The following is a 16,009-nucleotide window of genomic DNA, read 5'->3' as shown; positions in this document are numbered from 1 at the left end:
CCAGTATGGCCGCGCCGGGCGGCGCACGGCACCTCGCATCAGGGCATAACGCCTCAGGGACCGCCGGCGGCGCCACAGCCCAGGCCCCGCACCGGAAGTCTGGCCTCCGGGCCGCTCGCGACCGGCCTCGGGGACAGGACGGGCGGCCGCCCCATGGTGCCCGCCGGCCGCCGGAAACGTACGCTGGAGATCTCCATGCGTCGTGCGGACGGAGTAGCCGATGAAGATGCTGATCAACGTCGCCGAGAACGTGGTCGCCGATGCGCTGCGCGGTTTCGCCGCCGCACATCCGGACCTGACCGTCGATGTCGAACGCCGGGTGATCGTGCGGCGCGGTGCGCCGTACGAGGGCAAGGTCGGACTGGTCTCCGGCGGAGGTTCCGGGCACGAACCCCTGCACGGCGGATTCGTCGGCAAGGGCATGCTGGACGCGGCCTGTCCCGGTGAGGTCTTCACCTCACCGGTGCCCGACCAGATGGTCAGGGCGGCGGCGGCCGTGGACAGCGGCGCCGGAGTGCTCTTCATCGTGAAGAACTACACCGGTGACGTGCTGAACTTCCAGATGGCCGCCGAGCTGGCCGAGGACGAGGGCGTGCAGGTCGTCAGCGTCCTGGTGGACGACGACGTGGCCGTCACCGACAGCCTCTACACCGCGGGCCGCCGCGGCACCGGCGCGACGCTCTTCGTGGAGAAGATCGCCGGCGCGGCCGCGGAGGAGGGCGCGCCGCTGGACACGGTGGCGTCGCTGGCCCGCCGGGTGAACGCCGCCTCCCGCACCTTCGGGGTGGCGCTCAGCGCGTGCAGCACCCCCTCCAAGGGCGGCCCGACCTTCGACCTGCCGGACGGCGAGCTGGAGCTGGGCGTCGGCATCCACGGCGAGCCCGGGCGCGAGCGGCGGGCCATGATGACCTCAGGCGAGATCGCCGACGTCACCGTGGAAGCGGTGGTCTCCGACCTCAAGCCGGACGGCCCGGTGCTCGTCCTGGTCAACGGGATGGGCGCGACGCCGCTGCTTGAGCTCTACGGCTTCAACGCCGAGGTGCAGCGGGCGCTCGCCGAGCGGCGGGTCCCGGTGGCCCGCACCCTGGTCGGCAACTACGTGACCTCGCTGGACATGGCGGGCGCCTCGGTGACGATCTGCCAGGCCGACGAGGAACTGCTGCGGCTGTGGGACGCCCCGGTCTCGACCCCGGGCCTGCGCTGGGGCTGCTGACGCCCTCCCCGCCGGCGCCTACCGCGCCGGCGGCGGACCGGCACGTATCCCGTACCACCGGTGAAAGGACCGCGCGACCGCGATGAACGCAAACCCCGACCCCGAGACACCGGTCGACGCCGCCTTCCTGCGCCGCTGGCTGGAGCTGGCCACCGGCAGCCTGGAGCGGGAGTCGGCCCGGCTGACCGAGCTGGACTCCCCCATCGGTGACGCCGACCACGGGACGAACATGCGCCGCGGCTTCGTGGCGGCCCGCAAGGCGGTCGAGCAGGAGCCGCCGGAGACGCCCGGCGCCGTGCTGGTGCTGATGGGCCGGACGCTGATCAGCACGGTCGGCGGCGCGTCAGGGCCGCTGTACGGCACGCTGCTGCGGCGGGCCGGCAAGGACCTGGGCGACGAGCAGGCGGTGTCGGCGGCCCGGCTGCGGGACGCGCTGCGGGCCGGCGTCGACGGGGTGGCGGCGCTGGGCGGCGCGGTGCCGGGCGACAAGACCATGCTGGACGCGCTGCTGCCGGGCCTGGACGCGCTGACCGGCGCCCTGGACGCGGGCGGCGGTGCGGCGGAGGCCTTCGCCGCCGCGTCGGCCGCGGCCGACGAGGGCGCCACGGCGACCATCCCGCTGCGGGCCCGCAAGGGTCGCGCGAGCTATCTGGGCGAGCGCAGCGTCGGGCACCAGGACCCGGGGGCGACCTCGTCGGCGCTGCTGCTCGCGGCGCTGGCCGACACCGCGCGGGGGGACGGATGAGCGCCCCGCTGGTCGGAGTGGTGCTGGTCTCGCACAGCGCCCAGGTCGCCTCCGCCGTCGCGGACCTGGCGGTGGGCCTCACCGGGGGCGCTGGCGACGTCCCGGTGGCCCCGGCGGGCGGCGGACCGGACGGCGGCCTCGGCACCAGCTCCGACCTGATCTCCGCCGCGGCCCGCTCGGTGGACCGCGGGTCGGGCGTGGCGGTGCTCGCCGACCTGGGCAGCGCCGTCCTCACCGTCAAGGCGCTGCTGGCCGACGACGAACTCCCCGCGGGGGCACGGCTGGTGGACGCCCCCTTCCTGGAGGGCGCGGTCGCCGCGGTGGTCACCGCCTCGACCGGCGCCGACCTGGACGCGGTGGCCGCGGCGGCTGCGGACGCGTACACCTACCGCAAGACCTGAGCCGGCACGCCGACGGCCCCCTCCCACGGGCGGGTTCTAGCGATCCCCGCAACACCCTGTAGTTCAGGGTGTTGCGGGGATCGTGGATTTTGGGGACTTGAAGGCAAGGTTCTTCGAAGCGCTGGGCCGGGAGAACGGCAGTATCTCGGGTGCGGCTCGCGTGGTCGGGGCGAACCCTCACACGGCGGCTGCGTGGGCGCGGAAGGCCGGGGTCCGTGGTCGCGGGAAGCCCGGTACGGAGGGGCATCCGGGGCGGGCGGAGTACGACCGGCTTCGTGCGTCCGGGGTCCGGCGGCGGGAGGCCGCCGCACAGGTCGGGGTCCACGGACGCACTGCCCGGGACTGGGACCGGGGTATCTGGAAGATCGGCAACGCGCGCCTGCACCCCGATGGGCGCAGGATCGACTACACAGCGGGCATGACCAGCACCGTCGCCGCCACGTTAGCGCCGTCTCCTGCGGCGGTCGAGGCCGAGCTGCACCCGCGGTTCCTGACGGTGGCCGAGCGGGAGTTGATCGCCGACATGCGTCGTGAGGGCCGGTCGCTGCGGGCGATCGGACGGGCGCTGGACCGGCAGGCGTCCACCGTCAAGCGCGAGATCGACGCACGTGCTGTCGACGGTGTCTATCAGCCGCATCGGGCCCAGCGGGCGTGGGCGAAGAGCCGGTCGCGCCCCAAAGGGTCCAGGCTCGCCCAGGACGGTCCGCTGCGCGAGTTCGTTGCGGACAGGCTGCGGGAGAAGTGGTCGCCCGAGCGGATCTGCCACGCTCTGGTCATCGAGTTCCCCGACGACGAGAGCATGCGGGTGAGTCCGGAAACGATCTACCAGGCGATCTACGTCCAGGCCCGTGGCGGGCTGCGCCGCGAGGTCGCCCTCGCGCTGCGCACCGGGCGCACCCGCCGCACGCCACACCGCAGCCCCGAGCAGCGCACGCGCCGGTTCGTCGACGAGATGGTGATGATCTCCGAGCGTCCTGCCGAGGTCGGGGACCGGGCGGTGCCCGGTCACTGGGAAGGCGATCGTGCGACACGAAGTTGCACGAATTTGAGTGGACTGACCGATTGGAGAGGCGGTTGATGAAGCCGTAGGTGCAGTCACGGGTCCGTGTCCGTATGACCCGTCCCCGCCCTTGACGTGCGATGCCGGTAACGGCGTGGTGCGAAGCTCAGGGGAAAGCCCAAGGACTTCCGTTCCATCCGGGAGTTACCGGCAAGGGGAAGACCGGACGGGTGAAGTACATGAACTCCCGACGATGCCTCGCGATCCCAAGTCCCGCCGATGGAATGCGTGAGTGGGGTGCATGGCTAGCCGTTGAGAAGCGGCAGGCGCTGGCCGGTAGAGGTCACTCCGGCCAGGTCGACACCGTCGCCTCGGGGTAAAGGGAGCACCCACCCCGGTCGTATCTCATTCGTGTGGAACGTGGAAACCCCGTTGGGGTCCGGGCCGCTTTGGCTCGGTCGGCCGACCACAAGGAAGGCTCAACTCCCCAGCGGGAACAGGACGGCCCAACAAGCTAATGCCGGAAGCCGAAAGGAAGCGGGAACCCGGGGCAGCACGACGACCGGCCTCTCCGCCGGTCGCCCCGCATAACCGTCCGGATACGGGTGCTGCCCGACCCGAAAGGGTGCTGACGTGGGCCGGGTGAGCCTGTGCGGAATCACTGAGCAAAGACGACGGAACCGAGGGGCAAGTTGGGCACTTTGCAGATCGTGGACGGATCGGCCTCGGCCCTTCCTGCTGCTTCTGTTCCGGTGAACGGACCCGAGGGCGAAGACTTGGACTGGGCGTCGGTTCACTGGCGGCGGGTCGAGGAAGACGTACGGCGTCTGCGGCAGAGAATCTTCACGGCATCGCAGGCAGGGGATCTGAAGAAGGTCCGCAATTTGCAGAAGTTGATGCTCCGGTCCCGCTCGAACACGCTCGTGAGCGTGCGGCGGGTTACGGAGATCAATGCTGGACGTGCGACGGCGGGAGTCGATGGAAAGGTGGTGCTGCTTTCCCAGAGCAAGGCCGCATTGGCCCGTACCGCACCAGCACGGGGCTGCCGCTTTGCGCACTCCCGGCATCTCTGCCGGCGGTGTAATAGCGGACCCCTGCGGCTTCCTCCATTCCGTGCAAGGCCACGTTGAAGAGCAATGGGCTGATCACCCCACCCTGCGGAGTTCCCTCCTCGGTCGGGGCAAACCGACCGCGATCCACGACCCCGGCCTTCAGCCACTGACGGACCAGTCCCCGGGCGGGGAAGGTGCCGAGTGCGGCCATGAGCCGGGCGTGGTCGATACGGTCGAACGCCGCCGTCAGGTCCGCGTCGAGTACCCACACACGCTGCGGGTTCTTCCCGTTGAGCGTGGAGTAGATGGCCCCGATCGCGTCGTGACAGCCGCGGCCGGGCCGAAAGCCATAGGACTTCGGCTCGAACCGCGCTTCCCACTCGGGCTCCAATGCTCCCAGCGCCACAGCTTGCAGACACCGGTCGACAATCACGGGAATCCCGAGTCCGCGCTTCTTCATGGTCCCCGGTTTGGGGATGAACACCCGCCTGACGGGCTTGGGAATCCACGGCCGGGCACGGTGCTGAACCCACTGGCAGATGATTTTGTCGCGATGTGCATCAGCCGTGAACAGGCCGAACAGGTCAAGGAACGGCTGGCTGCATGGCTGACGCCCAGGGGACTCGCCTTCCACGAGGACAAGACACGCATCGTCCACGCGGAGACCGGGTTCGACTTCCTGGGGTTCAACGTCCGCCGCTATCACGGCAAATTGCTAATCAAGCCGAGCAAAGCGGCTCAGAGACGGATCCGGGAACGGCTCAGCACCGAAATGGTGGCCCTGCGAGGGGCCAACGCCGGTGCGGTACTCAAGAAGATCAACCCGATCGTGCGGGGTTGGTCGGCCTACTACCGGACGGTGGTGTCCAGCGAGATCTTCACGGCGCTGGACAATCACATGTGGAAGCTCGCTTACAAGTGGGCCAAACACAGTCACCCGAACAAGCCGAAGCACTGGATTTCCGACGAGTACTTCGGCCGGTTCAACAGGACCAGGAACGACCGGTGGGTGTTCGGTGACCGCGACAGCGGCGCCTACCTGCTCAAGTTCTCCTGGACGAAGATAGTCCGGCACCAGTTGGTCAAGGGGAAGGCGTCCCCGGACGACCCTGCCCTGGAGTCATATTGGGCTCAGCGGCGCCGCAAGGGAAACCCTCTACCGGTCGATGCTATGACCGTGCGTCTGCTACAGGCACAGCGCGGCCGTTGCTCGATCTGCGGAGGACTCCTACTGCACGCCGATCACCCGCCGCAAAGCCCACAAGAATGGGAAACGTGGCGGGCCGTCATCCGGAAAGCGATCTCCAAGAAATACATCGCGTTCCCGGACGAGAGCGCGCAGGACGGTTAACGAATCCGTCTCCTCCACACCCATTGTCAACGGCGGAATGGAGCCGCCGCGATGAGAAGTCCAGCACCTTTGTCTGCCGACGAGCTTTTGGGGGCTTGCTTGAGCCGTGTGCGGTGAAAGCTGCTTGCACGGTTCTGAGGGGGCGGGGACGCAGTAATGCGTCCCCGCTACCCGACTCATCATCGGCCCCCGCAGCGAGAGCGCGATCGTCACCCCGGTCGAGCGCTCCACCCGCTACGTCATGCTCGGGCATCTGCCCGGCGGGCAGACCGCCGAGGAAGCCCGCGACGTGCTGGTGCCCCTGATCCAGACCCTGCCCGGGCACCTGCGAGGCTCGCTGACCTGGGACCAGGGCTGCGAGATGGCTGCACACAAGCAGTTCACCGTGGCCACGGGAGTGCCGGTCTACTTCTGCGACCCGCACTCACCCTGGCAGCGCGGATCGAACGAGAACACCAACGGTCTGCCGCGGCAGTACTTCCCCAAGAGCACCGACCTGTCCGCGCACAGCCCCGCAGACCTCGAACACGTCGCCCAGCAACTCAACGGCCGACCACGCAAAACGCTCGGCTGGAAAACTCCAGCCGAGCGCCTGCGTGATCTACTGACGACCACGTAAGCCATCAGGTATTGCGAGGACCCCAAGAACCCGCCCGGGCAGCGGGGGCCGTCGGCGTGCCGGTCAGCGCCCGTAGACCAGCAGGGTGCGGACCATGCGGCAGGTGGTGTCGGACGGCTGGTGGACGCCGATCCGCTCGGCGGTGTCGCGGATCCGCTGGTTGCCGGCCTGGGCCGGTTCGTAGACGCCGGCGTCGAGCAGGGCGATCACCAGACGCATGGTCTTCAGCCGCCGGTTGTGGGCGACATACCAGGCGCGCGGGCGGCCGGCGGGGAGTGGCTTCCTGGGGAGTGGGGACTTCGGCGCGGACAGTACGGCAACGGCCATCGGCATCCTCCTGCGGCGTCGGCCGACCCTGACGAACCCTGACGAACACTGTCCATTTTACCGCCAGGCACTGACAAAGTCCGCTGGCCAGACGGCATTTGGCGAATACGTGTACGACCGGCGCCCCGGTCAGCCGGGGGACCCGCCGAGCAGGGCGACCGCGTGGTGCGCCGCGGCGAAACACCGCGGGTCGGGGTGGTCGGCGAATTCGCGGCGGGCCGCCTCGGAGATCTTGATGGCGTGCTCGTCGCCCAGCTCGACGGCGGCGTCGAGCACCCGCTGCTGGACGCCGGGGTCGGCGCCGTCCACCGCGGGCTCGGGACGGTCGTCGGGCCCGCCGGGGGCGAAGAGGTTCAGCAGCGTCCCGCAGACCTCGCGGATCGCCTCGTACGACGGCGCCGCCAGCTCGGCGGGCAGCTGCGGCAGCACCAGGCGCAGCGCGGCGGGCGCGGTCACGGTGTGCACGGCAGGCACCGGGACCCGGCCGGACACCGTCAGGTAGCGGCCCGCGCTGATCGCGGCGAGTTCGGCGAGCGCGGCGTCCACCGACTTCTCCAGCAGGGCGTCGGCGTCGGCGAACAGCCGGTCGGCGGGCCGCCTGCCCAGCGTCCGTACGGTGCCGATGGCGCGGGCCCCACGGGCCATGGCGCTGCTGGGCAGCTGGTACATCGCGGCCCAGAACGCCAGCCCGTTGGCGACCTCGTGCAGTTGCAGCGGGCTCGGCTCGGGTACGGCCGCCACGCTGCGTACGGCGTGCGCGGTACGGATCAGACCGTGCGTCAGACCGGCCATGATGCCGGGGGTGAGCCGGGGCCACCAGGTCACCAGCGTCTCGTGCCAGCCGGCCTCGTCGATGCCGTGCCGGAAGAGGGTCGCCCAGTCCGCGAGCCGCCGGGTCTCGCCGAGCGCGACCTGCCAGGACGCCGGATCTGCGGGGTCGATCGGTTCGAACGGGTCGGGCGGCGCGCCGAAGCCGCGGCGGACGGCGTAGCCGTCGACCCAGTCGGGCACCAGCTCCCCGTGGCCGAGCACGGCGAGCGCCTCGGCGCCCATCGGGGCGTGGATGGCGAAGCCGCGCAGCTGGTTCCCGGCGCCACCGGCGCCGAGGAAGAAGCCGGCGTGCTCCAGTCGTTCCAGTGCCTCGTTGATCGCGGTCTCGTACGGGACGTCGGGCATGGCGGGGACTCCCCTCGCGTCGGGGTGCGGGCGCACGCACAGCTGAGCGGGTCCGCCCCTGCCCCGGCGCAGGGTGCGGTCCCCTCCAGTGTGCACCACGGTTGTGCCGTACAGCCGTACCGTCAGGTGGCCGCGGGTGCGCCCCTGTTGCCCCGCCGCGGCGGGCTCAGGGCGCCTGGTAACCGCGGTCGGTGAGCCCGGGGACGGGCGCGGGGGCGAACCAGGTGGGGTCGTTGCGCAGCGCCAGTTCGATCCGGCCGCGGGCGATCGGCCCGAGCGGCGGCAGCTCGTCCAGCGCGAACCACCGCACGTCGAGCGACTCGTCGTCGTTGACCCGCGCCTCGCCGCCGACCGCCCGGCAGCGCAGCACGATGTCGATGTACTGCGCCCGGTCGCCGTTGCCGTAGACCACCGGCTCGTTGGTGAAGACGCTCAGCACCCGCTCCACGAGCGCCGCGACACCGGTCTCCTCCTCGATCTCCCGCACGGCCGCCTCCGCGGGCTGCTCGCCGGGGTCGGGGATGCCGCTGATCAGTGCCCACTTCCCGGTGTCGGCCCGGCGGTTCAGCAGCACCCGGCCGCGGTCGTCGAACACCACCATCACCACCCCCGGCATGAGCAGCAGTGTGTCGCCCGCCTTGGCGCGGATGTCCAGGATGAATTGCGGAGTCGCCATGCCGCGAGCCTACGAGAAGCCGGGTGAACGCCACATCCGCACCAGGTTTCCCAACGACGACCTCGTTGCCGCACAGGTGTCCACACCGGCTCCATCAGCCGTTACGGTGGCCCGACAGGTAGCGCCCATGCGGGGAACGCGGGTGTGACGGCACCCCGTCGCGTCCGCGTGGCGTCAGGGGGTGGCGGGGGCATGGACACGACGGCCGGCGGCACGCCGGGCGCCACTCGCGCGGGCCGCGGTGACGGTCCGCCGCAGGACCGTGCCGCCGCGGGGCGCGACCGCGCCGCAGTGGTGGACGCGGTCGGTATCACGCTGCTGGCCTGCTGCGCCGTCTGGGCACTGGTCGCCGCCGCGGGGCGGTCGGCCCGGCCCGAGGGGACGCTGCTCGCGCTGCTCGCCGTCACCGCGGGTTACGCGCTCGGCCGCATCCTGGGCGCGCTGCTGCCTGTCCTGGCGCCGGCGGCCGCGGCGGCCGCCGTACTGTCCCTGGTGCTCATACCGCCGACCCGGCTGTCCGCGCACCCGGACGCGCCGCCGCTGGGCTACCCGAACGCCGACGCCGCGCTGCTGGTGCTGGCCGCCGGCGCCGCCTGCTGCGCCGCCGGGGCCGCCCGGGGCAGGGCCTGGCGGATCGTGCTGCGCTGCGTGGGCGCGGGCGCGGCCGTGACGGCGCTCGCGCTCGGCTCGGCGGCCGGGTTCGCCGCGGGCGTCGCGATCGTGCTGTGCTCGCTGGCGGCGGCCCGGATGCGCGGCCGGCTGCTCGGCCTGGCGGGATTCGCGCTGGCGGCGGCCCTCGTGGCCGGCGGCAGCTGCGCGGTGGCCGCGGACGCGCTGCCGGCCGGCCTGTCGGAATCCCTCACCGGCCAGCTGACCCAGCCCCGCGTCGACCTGTGGCACCAGGCGGTGGACCTCGCGGAACGGCACCCGCTGCGCGGTGTAGGCCCCGGGCGCTTCGCCGACGAGGCCACGCCCGCGCCCGAGCCGGCCCCGAGCTCCGAGTCCCCGCAGTCCGCCCCGCTCCAGCTCGCCGCCGAGCAGGGCATCCCCGGCGTGGCCCTGCTCGCCGCCGCCTTCTGCTGGGTCCTCACGGCCCTGTGGCGCTCGCCCCGCCCGACGCCGGTGGTCCTCACCGCCGCGGCGACCCTGACCGGCCTGGCCATGCTCGCCACCGTCGACCACGTGCTGAGCTACGCGGTCGTGACGGCCGGCGCGGGCTTCCTGTCCGGCCTGGCCACCGCGCACCCGTTTCCCGCGGATCCCTTCCCGCCGGCGGACTGAGCGCCCGGGCGGGCCGGCTCAGCTGCCGGCCAGCGTCCTGGCCCGCAGCCGGAGCCACTCCCCGATGGCCTGTACGGCCCCTTCCGGGTCGTCGACCGTGACGGTGAAGCGGTGCCCGGCGCCGAGGTCGATGATGATGCCCGGTCCGCGGCGCACGATGACGGCCGTGCCCTTCTCCGGGCGCCAGCGATACCCCCAGCCGCCCCAGCTGCGCGGGCTGATCAGCGGGACCAGCCTGGCGCCGCTGACGTCGGCGAGCGGAATGCGCCGCCGCGGCAGCCCGATGTGGCCGCAGCGCACCTCGACGCACTCCCGGTCGACCTGGACCTTGACATGCGTGAAGGCCAGCGTGCCGAAGATGATCAGCAGCCCGATCGCCAGGCAGCCCACCACGGACATCACCAGCGGGGCCAGATCGGTGGTGGCGGGCTGGTCGACGGCCAGTTCGATACCGAGCGCGAGACAGGCCGCGCCCACTGTGGCGAGGACCCACTGCATGCGGTTGCTGGCGCGGCCCGTCCACACCTGGGGCGCGACGGACTCCGGTCGGGGAGCGTGCGTCATGCTCGAAGCGTACTCATACGGCACGCAATGGGCAGCCCTGTGACGTCAGGCCGTGGCGGGCGTCACGGCCAGCGCCGCGCCCTCGGCGTAATCCGTCGCCACGGCCGGCAGCGCGGCGGCGCGCCCGTTGAGCAGCACTTCTAGGCCGCCGTGACCGGTGGACACGGCGTCCGAGGGTGCCCGGAAGGCCGGGGTGTCCGGGGAGTCCGTCACCGCGGCGATCCTGCGCAGGGCCTGCGTGGCCACGGCGTCGGCGGAACAGAACAGGGCGGCGCCCGGCACGGCCGCCGCGATCCGGTCGGTGACCAGCTCGTAGTGCGTACAACCGAGGACGACCGCGCGTACGCCCACCGGGGTCAACGCCGCCGCCGCCGCGATCGCCGCGGCCACCGCCGCGGTGTCGCCGGCCTGCACCGCGGCCGCCAGACCGGGACAGGGGACCTCGGTGACCTCCGCGCCGCCGCCGAACTCGGCGATCAGCGCGCGCTGGTAGGCGCTGCCCGTGGTGGCCGGGGTCGCCCAGATGGCGACCGCGCCGCCGCCCGCGGCGGCCGGCTTGATCGCGGGCACCGTGCCCACCACCGGCAGGGCCGGCTCCAGGGCGGCCCGCACTGCGGTGAGCGCGTGCACCGACGCGGTGTTGCAGGCCACGATCAGCGCGTCGGGGCGGCGCTCCGCCGCTGCCAGCGCGCACCGCAGCGCGCGGTCGCTGACGTCCTGCGCGGTCCGCGGTCCCCAGGGCATGCCCTCCGGGTCGCACGAGAGCACGAGATCGGCGTCCGGCCGCATCCGCCGTACGGCCGCGGCGGCGGCCAGCAGTCCGATACCGGAGTCCACGAGTGCGATCTTCACCCCCTCACCCTATGCGGCGCGGCGACCGCACCACCGCCCGGCACCCGGCGTGCGGCAGACTGCGGCGAGTGACGGTGATGACAGTGATCGCAGGGCTGTCCCTGCTGGTGTGGGTGTGGCTGCTGCTGGGACAGGGCTTCTTCTGGCGCACGGACGTACGGCTGCCGCGGCACACCGCCGAGCCGGCCGCCTGGCCGGCGGTGGCCGTCGTGGTGCCCGCGCGGGACGAGGCCGCGGTGCTCGGGCTGAGCCTGCCGTCGCTGCTCGCGCAGCGGTATCCCGGCCGGGCCGAGGTCTTCCTGGTCGACGACGGCAGCACCGACGGCACCGGGGAGACGGCCCGCGGACTGGCGGCGGGGCACGGCGGGCTGCCGCTGACGGTCTCCTCCCCCGGCGAGCCGCCGGCGGGCTGGACGGGCAAGCTGTGGGCCGTACGCCACGGTGTCGCGCTCGCACGCGAGCGCACCGGGGCGGAGTTCCTGCTGCTCACCGACGCGGACATCGCACACCGGCCGGAGAGCCTGCGCGCGCTGGTCGCGGCGGCGGTCGGCGCGGACCTCGACATGGTGTCGCAGATGGCCAGGCTGCGGGTCGAGACCGGGTGGGAGCGGCTGATCGTCCCGGCGTTCGTCTACTTCTTCGCGCAGCTCTACCCCTTCCGCTGGATCAACCGCCCGCGGTCCAGGACCGCGGCGGCGGCCGGCGGCTGCGTCCTGATCCGCGCCACGGCCGTGGACGCGGCGGGCGTCCCCGACAGCATCCGGCAGTCCGTCATCGACGACGTGGCCCTCGCCGGTGCGGTACGGCGCTCGGGCGGCCGGATCTGGCTCGGCCTCGCCGACCAGGTGGACAGCATCCGGCCCTACCCGCACCTCGGCGAGCTGTGGCGGATGGTCTCGCGCAGCGCCTACGCCCAACTCCGCCACAGCCCGGCACTGCTGGCCGGCACGGTGGCCGGCCTGGCGCTGATCTACCTCGTCCCGCCGGTCGCAGCCGTCGGCGGCGCCGCCGACGGGGCCTGGGCCGTGTGCGGCCTGGGCGTCGCCGCGTGGGCGGTCATGACGGCGACGTATCTGCCGATGCTGCGCTACTACGGCCAGCGGTGGTGGCTCGCCCCCACGCTCCCCTACACCGCGGCGCTCTACCTTTTGATGACGGTCGACTCCGCCGTCCAGCACTACCGCGGCCGCGGTGCGGCCTGGAAGGGCCGCACCTACTCCCGCCCCGACCTGACCTGACCCCTGGGCCGCCCCTCCCAAGTGGCACCCCGCCGGGGCAGCGGACGCAGGACGTGCGGGCTCCTCGCGACCTAGACATCGGCCGGGGTCCAGACCAGACCCCAGCCGTAGGCGTAGTCCACGATCCGCTGCGGGCTGACCCCCCGCCGCACCGCGAGGTGCCGCGCCTCGCGCCGGACGCGCAGGGCGTCCTCCTCCCCGGTGAGAAGCAGCAGTACGCAGGCCGTCGAGTCGGGCCCTCCGGGGTCCAGGGCGAAGTCCTGCGGCGGCCCGTGGTCGGGCCGCACCGTGACCGTGCCGCGCACGTCCGCGAAGCTGCGCCCCGCGCCGCGCAGCGTGAGGAAGACCAGGACGCGCCGGAACCGCTCCGCCTGGTCGAGGTTGACGGTCAGGCTGTCGTCGTCGAGCCGGACGTACGGCGGCAGCCGCAGCGCCCCGGCGGCGCCGCCGAGCGGCTGGACGACCCCCTTGCGGCCGTCCGCGAGTTCGAACAGCGCGCACAGGTCGACGTCCTCGCCCGACCCACCCTCCGCGCGGAAGCCGATCCGCAGCAGCCCGGGCCCGACGCACGTGCCGGCGGTGGGCAGCCCGACGGGTGCGGGCGGCGCGTGCCGCGGCGCCGACGGGAGCAGCGGGGCGGTCAGGGTGACCGCGCGCAGCCGCCACCGGCCGCCCTCCGCGTCGCGGTAGCACTCGCCGACGACCAGCATCCGCCCGCCGGTGACCCCGCCGCAGTCCAGCCGCACCGGCCGCACGCCCTCGGCCAGCGCCCGCAGCCGCAGGGCGGGGATGCGGCCGAGCGGTCCGCCCTCGGCGCGTATCACCACGAGCACCGCGGTGACGGCTCTTTCGAGTGACGCGAGATCGAGGACGAGGGTGTCGAGGACGCCGCCGTCGCCGGCGCTCTCGCGGCGGTGGGTGACCGCCCCCGACTCGTGCCGCGGCACCTCGGCGTCCACGAGATCACCGGCGCCGCGCGGCGCCCGGCCGGCGAGCAGAAGCGCGCACATGTCGGCCCGGGGTATGCCAGGACCGGTCCCCCGACCGAACTCCAATCGGACTTCGGCGGTCGGCAACCGGACACTCTCCCCCCTGCGAAGCAACATGACGATCCCTCCCCCGGTGCGTCACGACCCCCCTGCGACCCTGCGGACGCACGCCTTTTACCTGATCACACCATGCCGACCTGACCGGTTTCCGGGGATTCGCTCATATTGGGGACTTGACGTCACTCCCCGACCGTCAAACAACCCTCTAATCGGTCTCCCCAACGACCACATCGTGGGCTTAACTTATGGCTCATGACCACCCCCCGCGGTTCGTACGGTGGCGGCTACGGCGGCTACAACCCCTCGTCCTCGTCCTTCCCCGACACCCCGATCTACGACAGCCTGGTGGCCGAGCGCGGCACCCCGCAGATCGCCCCGATCCGCGTACCGTCGCCGTACTCCGGTTACGACACGGGTCTGAGCAACGGGTACAGCGGAGGAAGCAACCTGCCGGCCCTGCCCGCGCTTCCCGCGCTGCCGTCGGGACCGTCATCGCCGTCGTACCAGCAGCCGCAGCCGGCGCAGGGCGGCTACCCGGGCGGCGGGTACCAGCAGCCGCCGGCGCCGTACATCCCGCAGCAGGCCCCGCAGCGCGGCGGCTACGGCAGCAACGGCAGCAACGGCTACCCGAACGGGAACGGCGGCGGCAACGGCTACCCGGCGATGCCGCCGCAGCCCTCGCCCAGCGGCTACGAGGCGGCCCGTCCGGTGCCGCCGCGTCCGGTACCGCCGCGCCAGGTGCCCGGCGGACACCCCGAGGAGCAGTACCCGAGGCGCAACCTCGGCCAGGGCGGCGGAGGCTACTACCAGGGCTGATCCCACCACGGCGGCTGGCAGGATGGCGTCATGACCACGCCCCGGCTCAGCGCGCTGAGCATCTACCCGGTGAAGTCGCTGCGCGCTGTCGACGTGCACCAGGCGGTCGTGGAGCCGTGGGGGCTCGCGGGGGACCGCCGATGGATGCTGGTCGACGCCGAGACCGACACCGCACTGACACAGCGTGAACAACCACGTCTGACGCTGCTCGCCGCACTGCCCGTGGGGGGTGGCGGCCTGCGGCTGACCGGGCCCGGACAACCGCCGCTCACCGTCGTGCCGCCCGCCGCGGGGCCGCTGCGGACGGTGCGGCTCTTCTCCGGGAAGATCGACGTGCTGCCGGCCGGCTACGAGGCCGACGCGTGGTTCTCCGGCTTCCTCGGTACGCCGGTCCGGCTGGTGCATCTGGACGACCCGGCGGTCCGCCGGCCGATCGACCCGCTCTACGCGTCGAACGGCGAGACCGTCAGCCTCGCCGACGGCTATCCGCTGCTGATCACCACTACCGCCTCGCTCGACGCGCTGAACGCGCTGATCGCCGCGGGCGACCGGGCGGTGGAGGGCCCGCTGCCGATGAACCGTTTCCGGCCGAACGCGGTGATCGACGGCACCGGCCCCTGGACGGAGGACGGTTGGCGGCGGGTGCGGATCGGCGAGGTGTCCTTCCGCGTGCCCAAGGCCTGTGCGCGCTGCGTGGTGACGACCACCGACCAGGGCAGCGGCGCCCGCGGCAAGGAGCCGCTGCGCACCCTTGCCCGGCACCGCAGGATCGGCTCGGGGCTCATCTTCGGCCAGAATCTGATTCCCGAACATTCCGGAACCCTGCGCGTGGGCGATCCGTTGACCACACTGGAGTAACGCGTCGATGCGTCATCCCCCGCGGCCCCAGGGGGGATGGATGCCGGACCACACGCATGAGTCGCGCCGTTTGCGGTAGTTGAACGGGTGAAGGGGGTGGTCGGCCATGGCTCGTCCCACAAGGCTCACCAAGCGCGGGTGGCGGTGGCGGCGCAATCCGCTGCGGCGGCGCTCCGACGTCGTGGAGGCGTGGCTGGGCGTGGTCACCGCCCTCCTGCTCTGTACCGTCCCGCTGATCGGCTGGTGGGCGGGGCAGTCCGTCGACCGCACCCTGCAACGGGTGGTGCGCACGCAGCGCGTCGAGCGCAGCCTGGTGCCCGCCGCCGTGGTGCAGTCCCCGGCCGCGGCCGGCGCCGGCGTGGCACCCGGGTCGTCGAAGGCGGCAGCCGCCGTGGCCGCGGCCGGCGCCGACTCCGATCCGCGCCACGGCGACGAGCTGCACTGGATCGCCCCCGACAACTCGCCGCACACCGCGAAGGTGCCGGTCGGCCTGGAGGTCTGGCACGGCGACCAGCTGCTGCTGTGGACCGACCGGGCCGGCACGCTCGTTCCGCCACCGATGGACGACGCCACCGCCTCCACGCACGCCATCCTGGCGGGCGTGGCCACCGGCTCCGCCGTCGGCGGCCTGCTGCTGATGTCCCGGCAGCTGCTGGTGTGGCGGCTCATGCGGCGCAGGATGGACTCCTGGGAGCGCGAATGGGCCAGGGTCGGCCAGGACTGGGGCCGGGCCGGCGCAGGCGGCTGAGCGGCCGCCCAGGCCGCCGCGGCGGCCCGCGGTGTCCACCTGA

16 protein-coding genes and 3 pseudogenes are annotated in these 16,009 nt (G+C 72.7%); 12 read left to right on the top strand and 7 right to left on the bottom strand.

Translation table 11 applies throughout. The annotated features are described in order from the left end of the window. Positions 1-220: 220 nt before the first annotated feature. The 5 genes and pseudogenes from dhaK (at position 221) to OG702_RS32490 (ending at position 4,489) form a co-directional block, all read left to right on the top strand. The gene (gene dhaK / locus OG702_RS32510) at positions 221-1,213 is read left to right on the top strand and encodes a dihydroxyacetone kinase subunit DhaK (protein WP_327292530.1); all 993 of its coding nucleotides are present in this window, start codon (positions 221-223) and stop codon (positions 1,211-1,213) included. Between the two features lie 82 nt (positions 1,214-1,295). After that, positions 1,296-1,958, top strand: coding sequence for a dihydroxyacetone kinase subunit DhaL (gene dhaL / locus OG702_RS32505; protein WP_327292529.1), 663 nt, complete (start codon positions 1,296-1,298; stop codon positions 1,956-1,958). Then, positions 1,955-2,359 (top strand): PTS-dependent dihydroxyacetone kinase phosphotransferase subunit DhaM, encoded by a 405-nt coding sequence (locus OG702_RS32500; RefSeq protein WP_327292528.1) that lies wholly within the window; start codon positions 1,955-1,957, stop codon positions 2,357-2,359. The genes dhaL and OG702_RS32500 overlap by 4 nt, the downstream gene beginning before the upstream one ends. Positions 2,360-2,441: 82 nt before the next feature. Continuing rightward, positions 2,442-3,380, top strand: a pseudogene (locus OG702_RS32495) (IS30 family transposase); the annotation flags it as partial. A 689-nt stretch (positions 3,381-4,069) separates the two neighbouring features. Further along, complete coding sequence (locus tag OG702_RS32490) at positions 4,070-4,489, top strand: reverse transcriptase N-terminal domain-containing protein (protein ID WP_442814753.1); 420 nt, start codon at positions 4,070-4,072, stop codon at positions 4,487-4,489. Here OG702_RS32490 and OG702_RS32485 read toward each other — a convergent pair. After that, positions 4,383-4,952: pseudogene (locus tag OG702_RS32485) on the bottom strand (reverse transcriptase domain-containing protein); the annotation flags it as partial. The gene OG702_RS32490 and the pseudogene OG702_RS32485 sit on opposite strands and share 107 nt — an antisense overlap. On the opposite strand from OG702_RS32485, the gene OG702_RS32480 reads away from it, so the two are divergent. Then, on the top strand, positions 4,932-5,762 hold the full coding sequence (locus OG702_RS32480; RefSeq protein WP_327292527.1) for a group II intron maturase-specific domain-containing protein: 831 nt from the start codon (positions 4,932-4,934) through the stop codon (positions 5,760-5,762). The pseudogene OG702_RS32485 and the gene OG702_RS32480 sit on opposite strands and share 21 nt — an antisense overlap. 175 nt (positions 5,763-5,937) lie before the next feature. After that, a pseudogene (locus tag OG702_RS32475) lies at positions 5,938-6,381 on the top strand (IS30 family transposase); the annotation flags it as partial. A gap of 63 nt (positions 6,382-6,444) precedes the next feature. On the opposite strand, the gene OG702_RS32470 reads toward OG702_RS32475, so the two are convergent. The 3 genes from OG702_RS32470 to OG702_RS32460 form a co-directional block, all read right to left on the bottom strand. Continuing rightward, positions 6,445-6,708 carry a hypothetical protein gene (locus OG702_RS32470; protein WP_327292526.1) on the bottom strand — a complete coding sequence of 88 codons (264 nt, stop codon included), beginning with the start codon at positions 6,706-6,708 and terminating at the stop codon, positions 6,445-6,447. Between the two features lie 129 nt (positions 6,709-6,837). Continuing rightward, on the bottom strand, positions 6,838-7,884 hold the full coding sequence (locus tag OG702_RS32465; RefSeq protein ID WP_327292525.1) for a hypothetical protein: 1,047 nt from the start codon (positions 7,882-7,884) through the stop codon (positions 6,838-6,840). Between the two features lie 166 nt (positions 7,885-8,050). Further along, entirely contained in the window at positions 8,051-8,560 is a 510-nt protein-coding gene (locus OG702_RS32460) for an NUDIX hydrolase (protein ID WP_327292524.1), read from the bottom strand. A gap of 192 nt (positions 8,561-8,752) precedes the next feature. On the opposite strand from OG702_RS32460, the gene OG702_RS32455 reads away from it, so the two are divergent. After that, complete coding sequence (locus OG702_RS32455; protein WP_327292523.1) at positions 8,753-9,841, top strand: O-antigen ligase family protein; 1,089 nt, start codon at positions 8,753-8,755, stop codon at positions 9,839-9,841. 18 nt (positions 9,842-9,859) lie between these two features. On the opposite strand, the gene OG702_RS32450 is transcribed toward OG702_RS32455, so the two are convergent. Continuing rightward, the gene (locus tag OG702_RS32450) at positions 9,860-10,405 is read right to left on the bottom strand and encodes a hypothetical protein (protein ID WP_327292522.1); all 546 of its coding nucleotides are present in this window, start codon (positions 10,403-10,405) and stop codon (positions 9,860-9,862) included. Positions 10,406-10,450: 45 nt separating this feature from the next. Next, complete coding sequence (locus tag OG702_RS32445) at positions 10,451-11,257, bottom strand: glutamate racemase (RefSeq protein WP_327292521.1); 807 nt, start codon at positions 11,255-11,257, stop codon at positions 10,451-10,453. 77 nt (positions 11,258-11,334) lie between these two features. Here OG702_RS32445 and OG702_RS32440 point away from each other — a divergent pair, with 77 nt between their 5' ends. Beyond that, entirely contained in the window at positions 11,335-12,495 is a 1,161-nt protein-coding gene (locus OG702_RS32440; protein ID WP_327293451.1) for a glycosyltransferase, read from the top strand. Between the two features lie 71 nt (positions 12,496-12,566). Here the strand turns inward: OG702_RS32440 and OG702_RS32435 are convergent, their stop codons facing one another. After that, positions 12,567-13,505: a Tellurium resistance gene (locus OG702_RS32435; RefSeq protein WP_327292520.1), complete on the bottom strand. Its 939-nt coding sequence runs from the start codon at positions 13,503-13,505 to the stop codon at positions 12,567-12,569. A 291-nt stretch (positions 13,506-13,796) separates the two neighbouring features. Between OG702_RS32435 and OG702_RS32430 the strand changes: the two genes are divergently transcribed. The 3 genes from OG702_RS32430 (at position 13,797) to OG702_RS32420 (ending at position 15,966) form a co-directional block, all read left to right on the top strand. Beyond that, a complete protein-coding gene (locus OG702_RS32430; protein ID WP_327292519.1) occupies positions 13,797-14,360 on the top strand; it encodes a DUF6643 family protein in 564 nt (187 codons plus the stop codon). A 30-nt stretch (positions 14,361-14,390) separates the two neighbouring features. After that, positions 14,391-15,218, top strand: coding sequence for an MOSC domain-containing protein (locus OG702_RS32425; RefSeq protein ID WP_327292518.1), 828 nt, complete (start codon positions 14,391-14,393; stop codon positions 15,216-15,218). 106 nt (positions 15,219-15,324) lie between these two features. Then, positions 15,325-15,966: an Rv1733c family protein gene (locus OG702_RS32420; RefSeq protein ID WP_327292517.1), complete on the top strand. Its 642-nt coding sequence runs from the start codon at positions 15,325-15,327 to the stop codon at positions 15,964-15,966. Positions 15,967-16,009: the final 43 nt, after the last annotated feature.

Origin of the sequence: Streptomyces sp. NBC_01198, assembly GCF_036010485.1 — a bacterium.
Taxonomy (GTDB): Bacteria; Actinomycetota; Actinomycetes; order Streptomycetales; family Streptomycetaceae; genus Actinacidiphila.
The sequence above is the reverse complement of the archived record's forward strand: the minus strand, read 5'-3'. Positions and strand labels throughout refer to the sequence as shown.

What these genes read in the sequence shown, in the direction of transcription:
- dhaK (WP_327292530.1), top strand. Translation starts at nt 221, where the DNA reads ATGAAGATGCTGATCAACGTCGCCGAGAACGTGGTCGCCGATGCGCTG.
- dhaL (WP_327292529.1), top strand. Translation starts at nt 1,296, where the DNA reads ATGAACGCAAACCCCGACCCCGAGACACCGGTCGACGCCGCCTTCCTG.
- OG702_RS32500 (WP_327292528.1), top strand. Translation starts at nt 1,955, where the DNA reads ATGAGCGCCCCGCTGGTCGGAGTGGTGCTGGTCTCGCACAGCGCCCAG.
- OG702_RS32470 (WP_327292526.1), bottom strand. Translation starts at nt 6,708, where the DNA reads ATGGCCGTTGCCGTACTGTCCGCGCCGAAGTCCCCACTCCCCAGGAAG.
- OG702_RS32465 (WP_327292525.1), bottom strand. Translation starts at nt 7,884, where the DNA reads ATGCCCGACGTCCCGTACGAGACCGCGATCAACGAGGCACTGGAACGA.
- OG702_RS32460 (WP_327292524.1), bottom strand. Translation starts at nt 8,560, where the DNA reads ATGGCGACTCCGCAATTCATCCTGGACATCCGCGCCAAGGCGGGCGAC.
- OG702_RS32455 (WP_327292523.1), top strand. Translation starts at nt 8,753, where the DNA reads ATGGACACGACGGCCGGCGGCACGCCGGGCGCCACTCGCGCGGGCCGC.
- OG702_RS32450 (WP_327292522.1), bottom strand. Translation starts at nt 10,405, where the DNA reads ATGACGCACGCTCCCCGACCGGAGTCCGTCGCGCCCCAGGTGTGGACG.
- OG702_RS32440 (WP_327293451.1), top strand. Translation starts at nt 11,335, where the DNA reads ATGACAGTGATCGCAGGGCTGTCCCTGCTGGTGTGGGTGTGGCTGCTG.
- OG702_RS32435 (WP_327292520.1), bottom strand. Translation starts at nt 13,505, where the DNA reads ATGTGCGCGCTTCTGCTCGCCGGCCGGGCGCCGCGCGGCGCCGGTGAT.
- OG702_RS32430 (WP_327292519.1), top strand. Translation starts at nt 13,797, where the DNA reads ATGACCACCCCCCGCGGTTCGTACGGTGGCGGCTACGGCGGCTACAAC.
- OG702_RS32425 (WP_327292518.1), top strand. Translation starts at nt 14,391, where the DNA reads ATGACCACGCCCCGGCTCAGCGCGCTGAGCATCTACCCGGTGAAGTCG.
- OG702_RS32420 (WP_327292517.1), top strand. Translation starts at nt 15,325, where the DNA reads ATGGCTCGTCCCACAAGGCTCACCAAGCGCGGGTGGCGGTGGCGGCGC.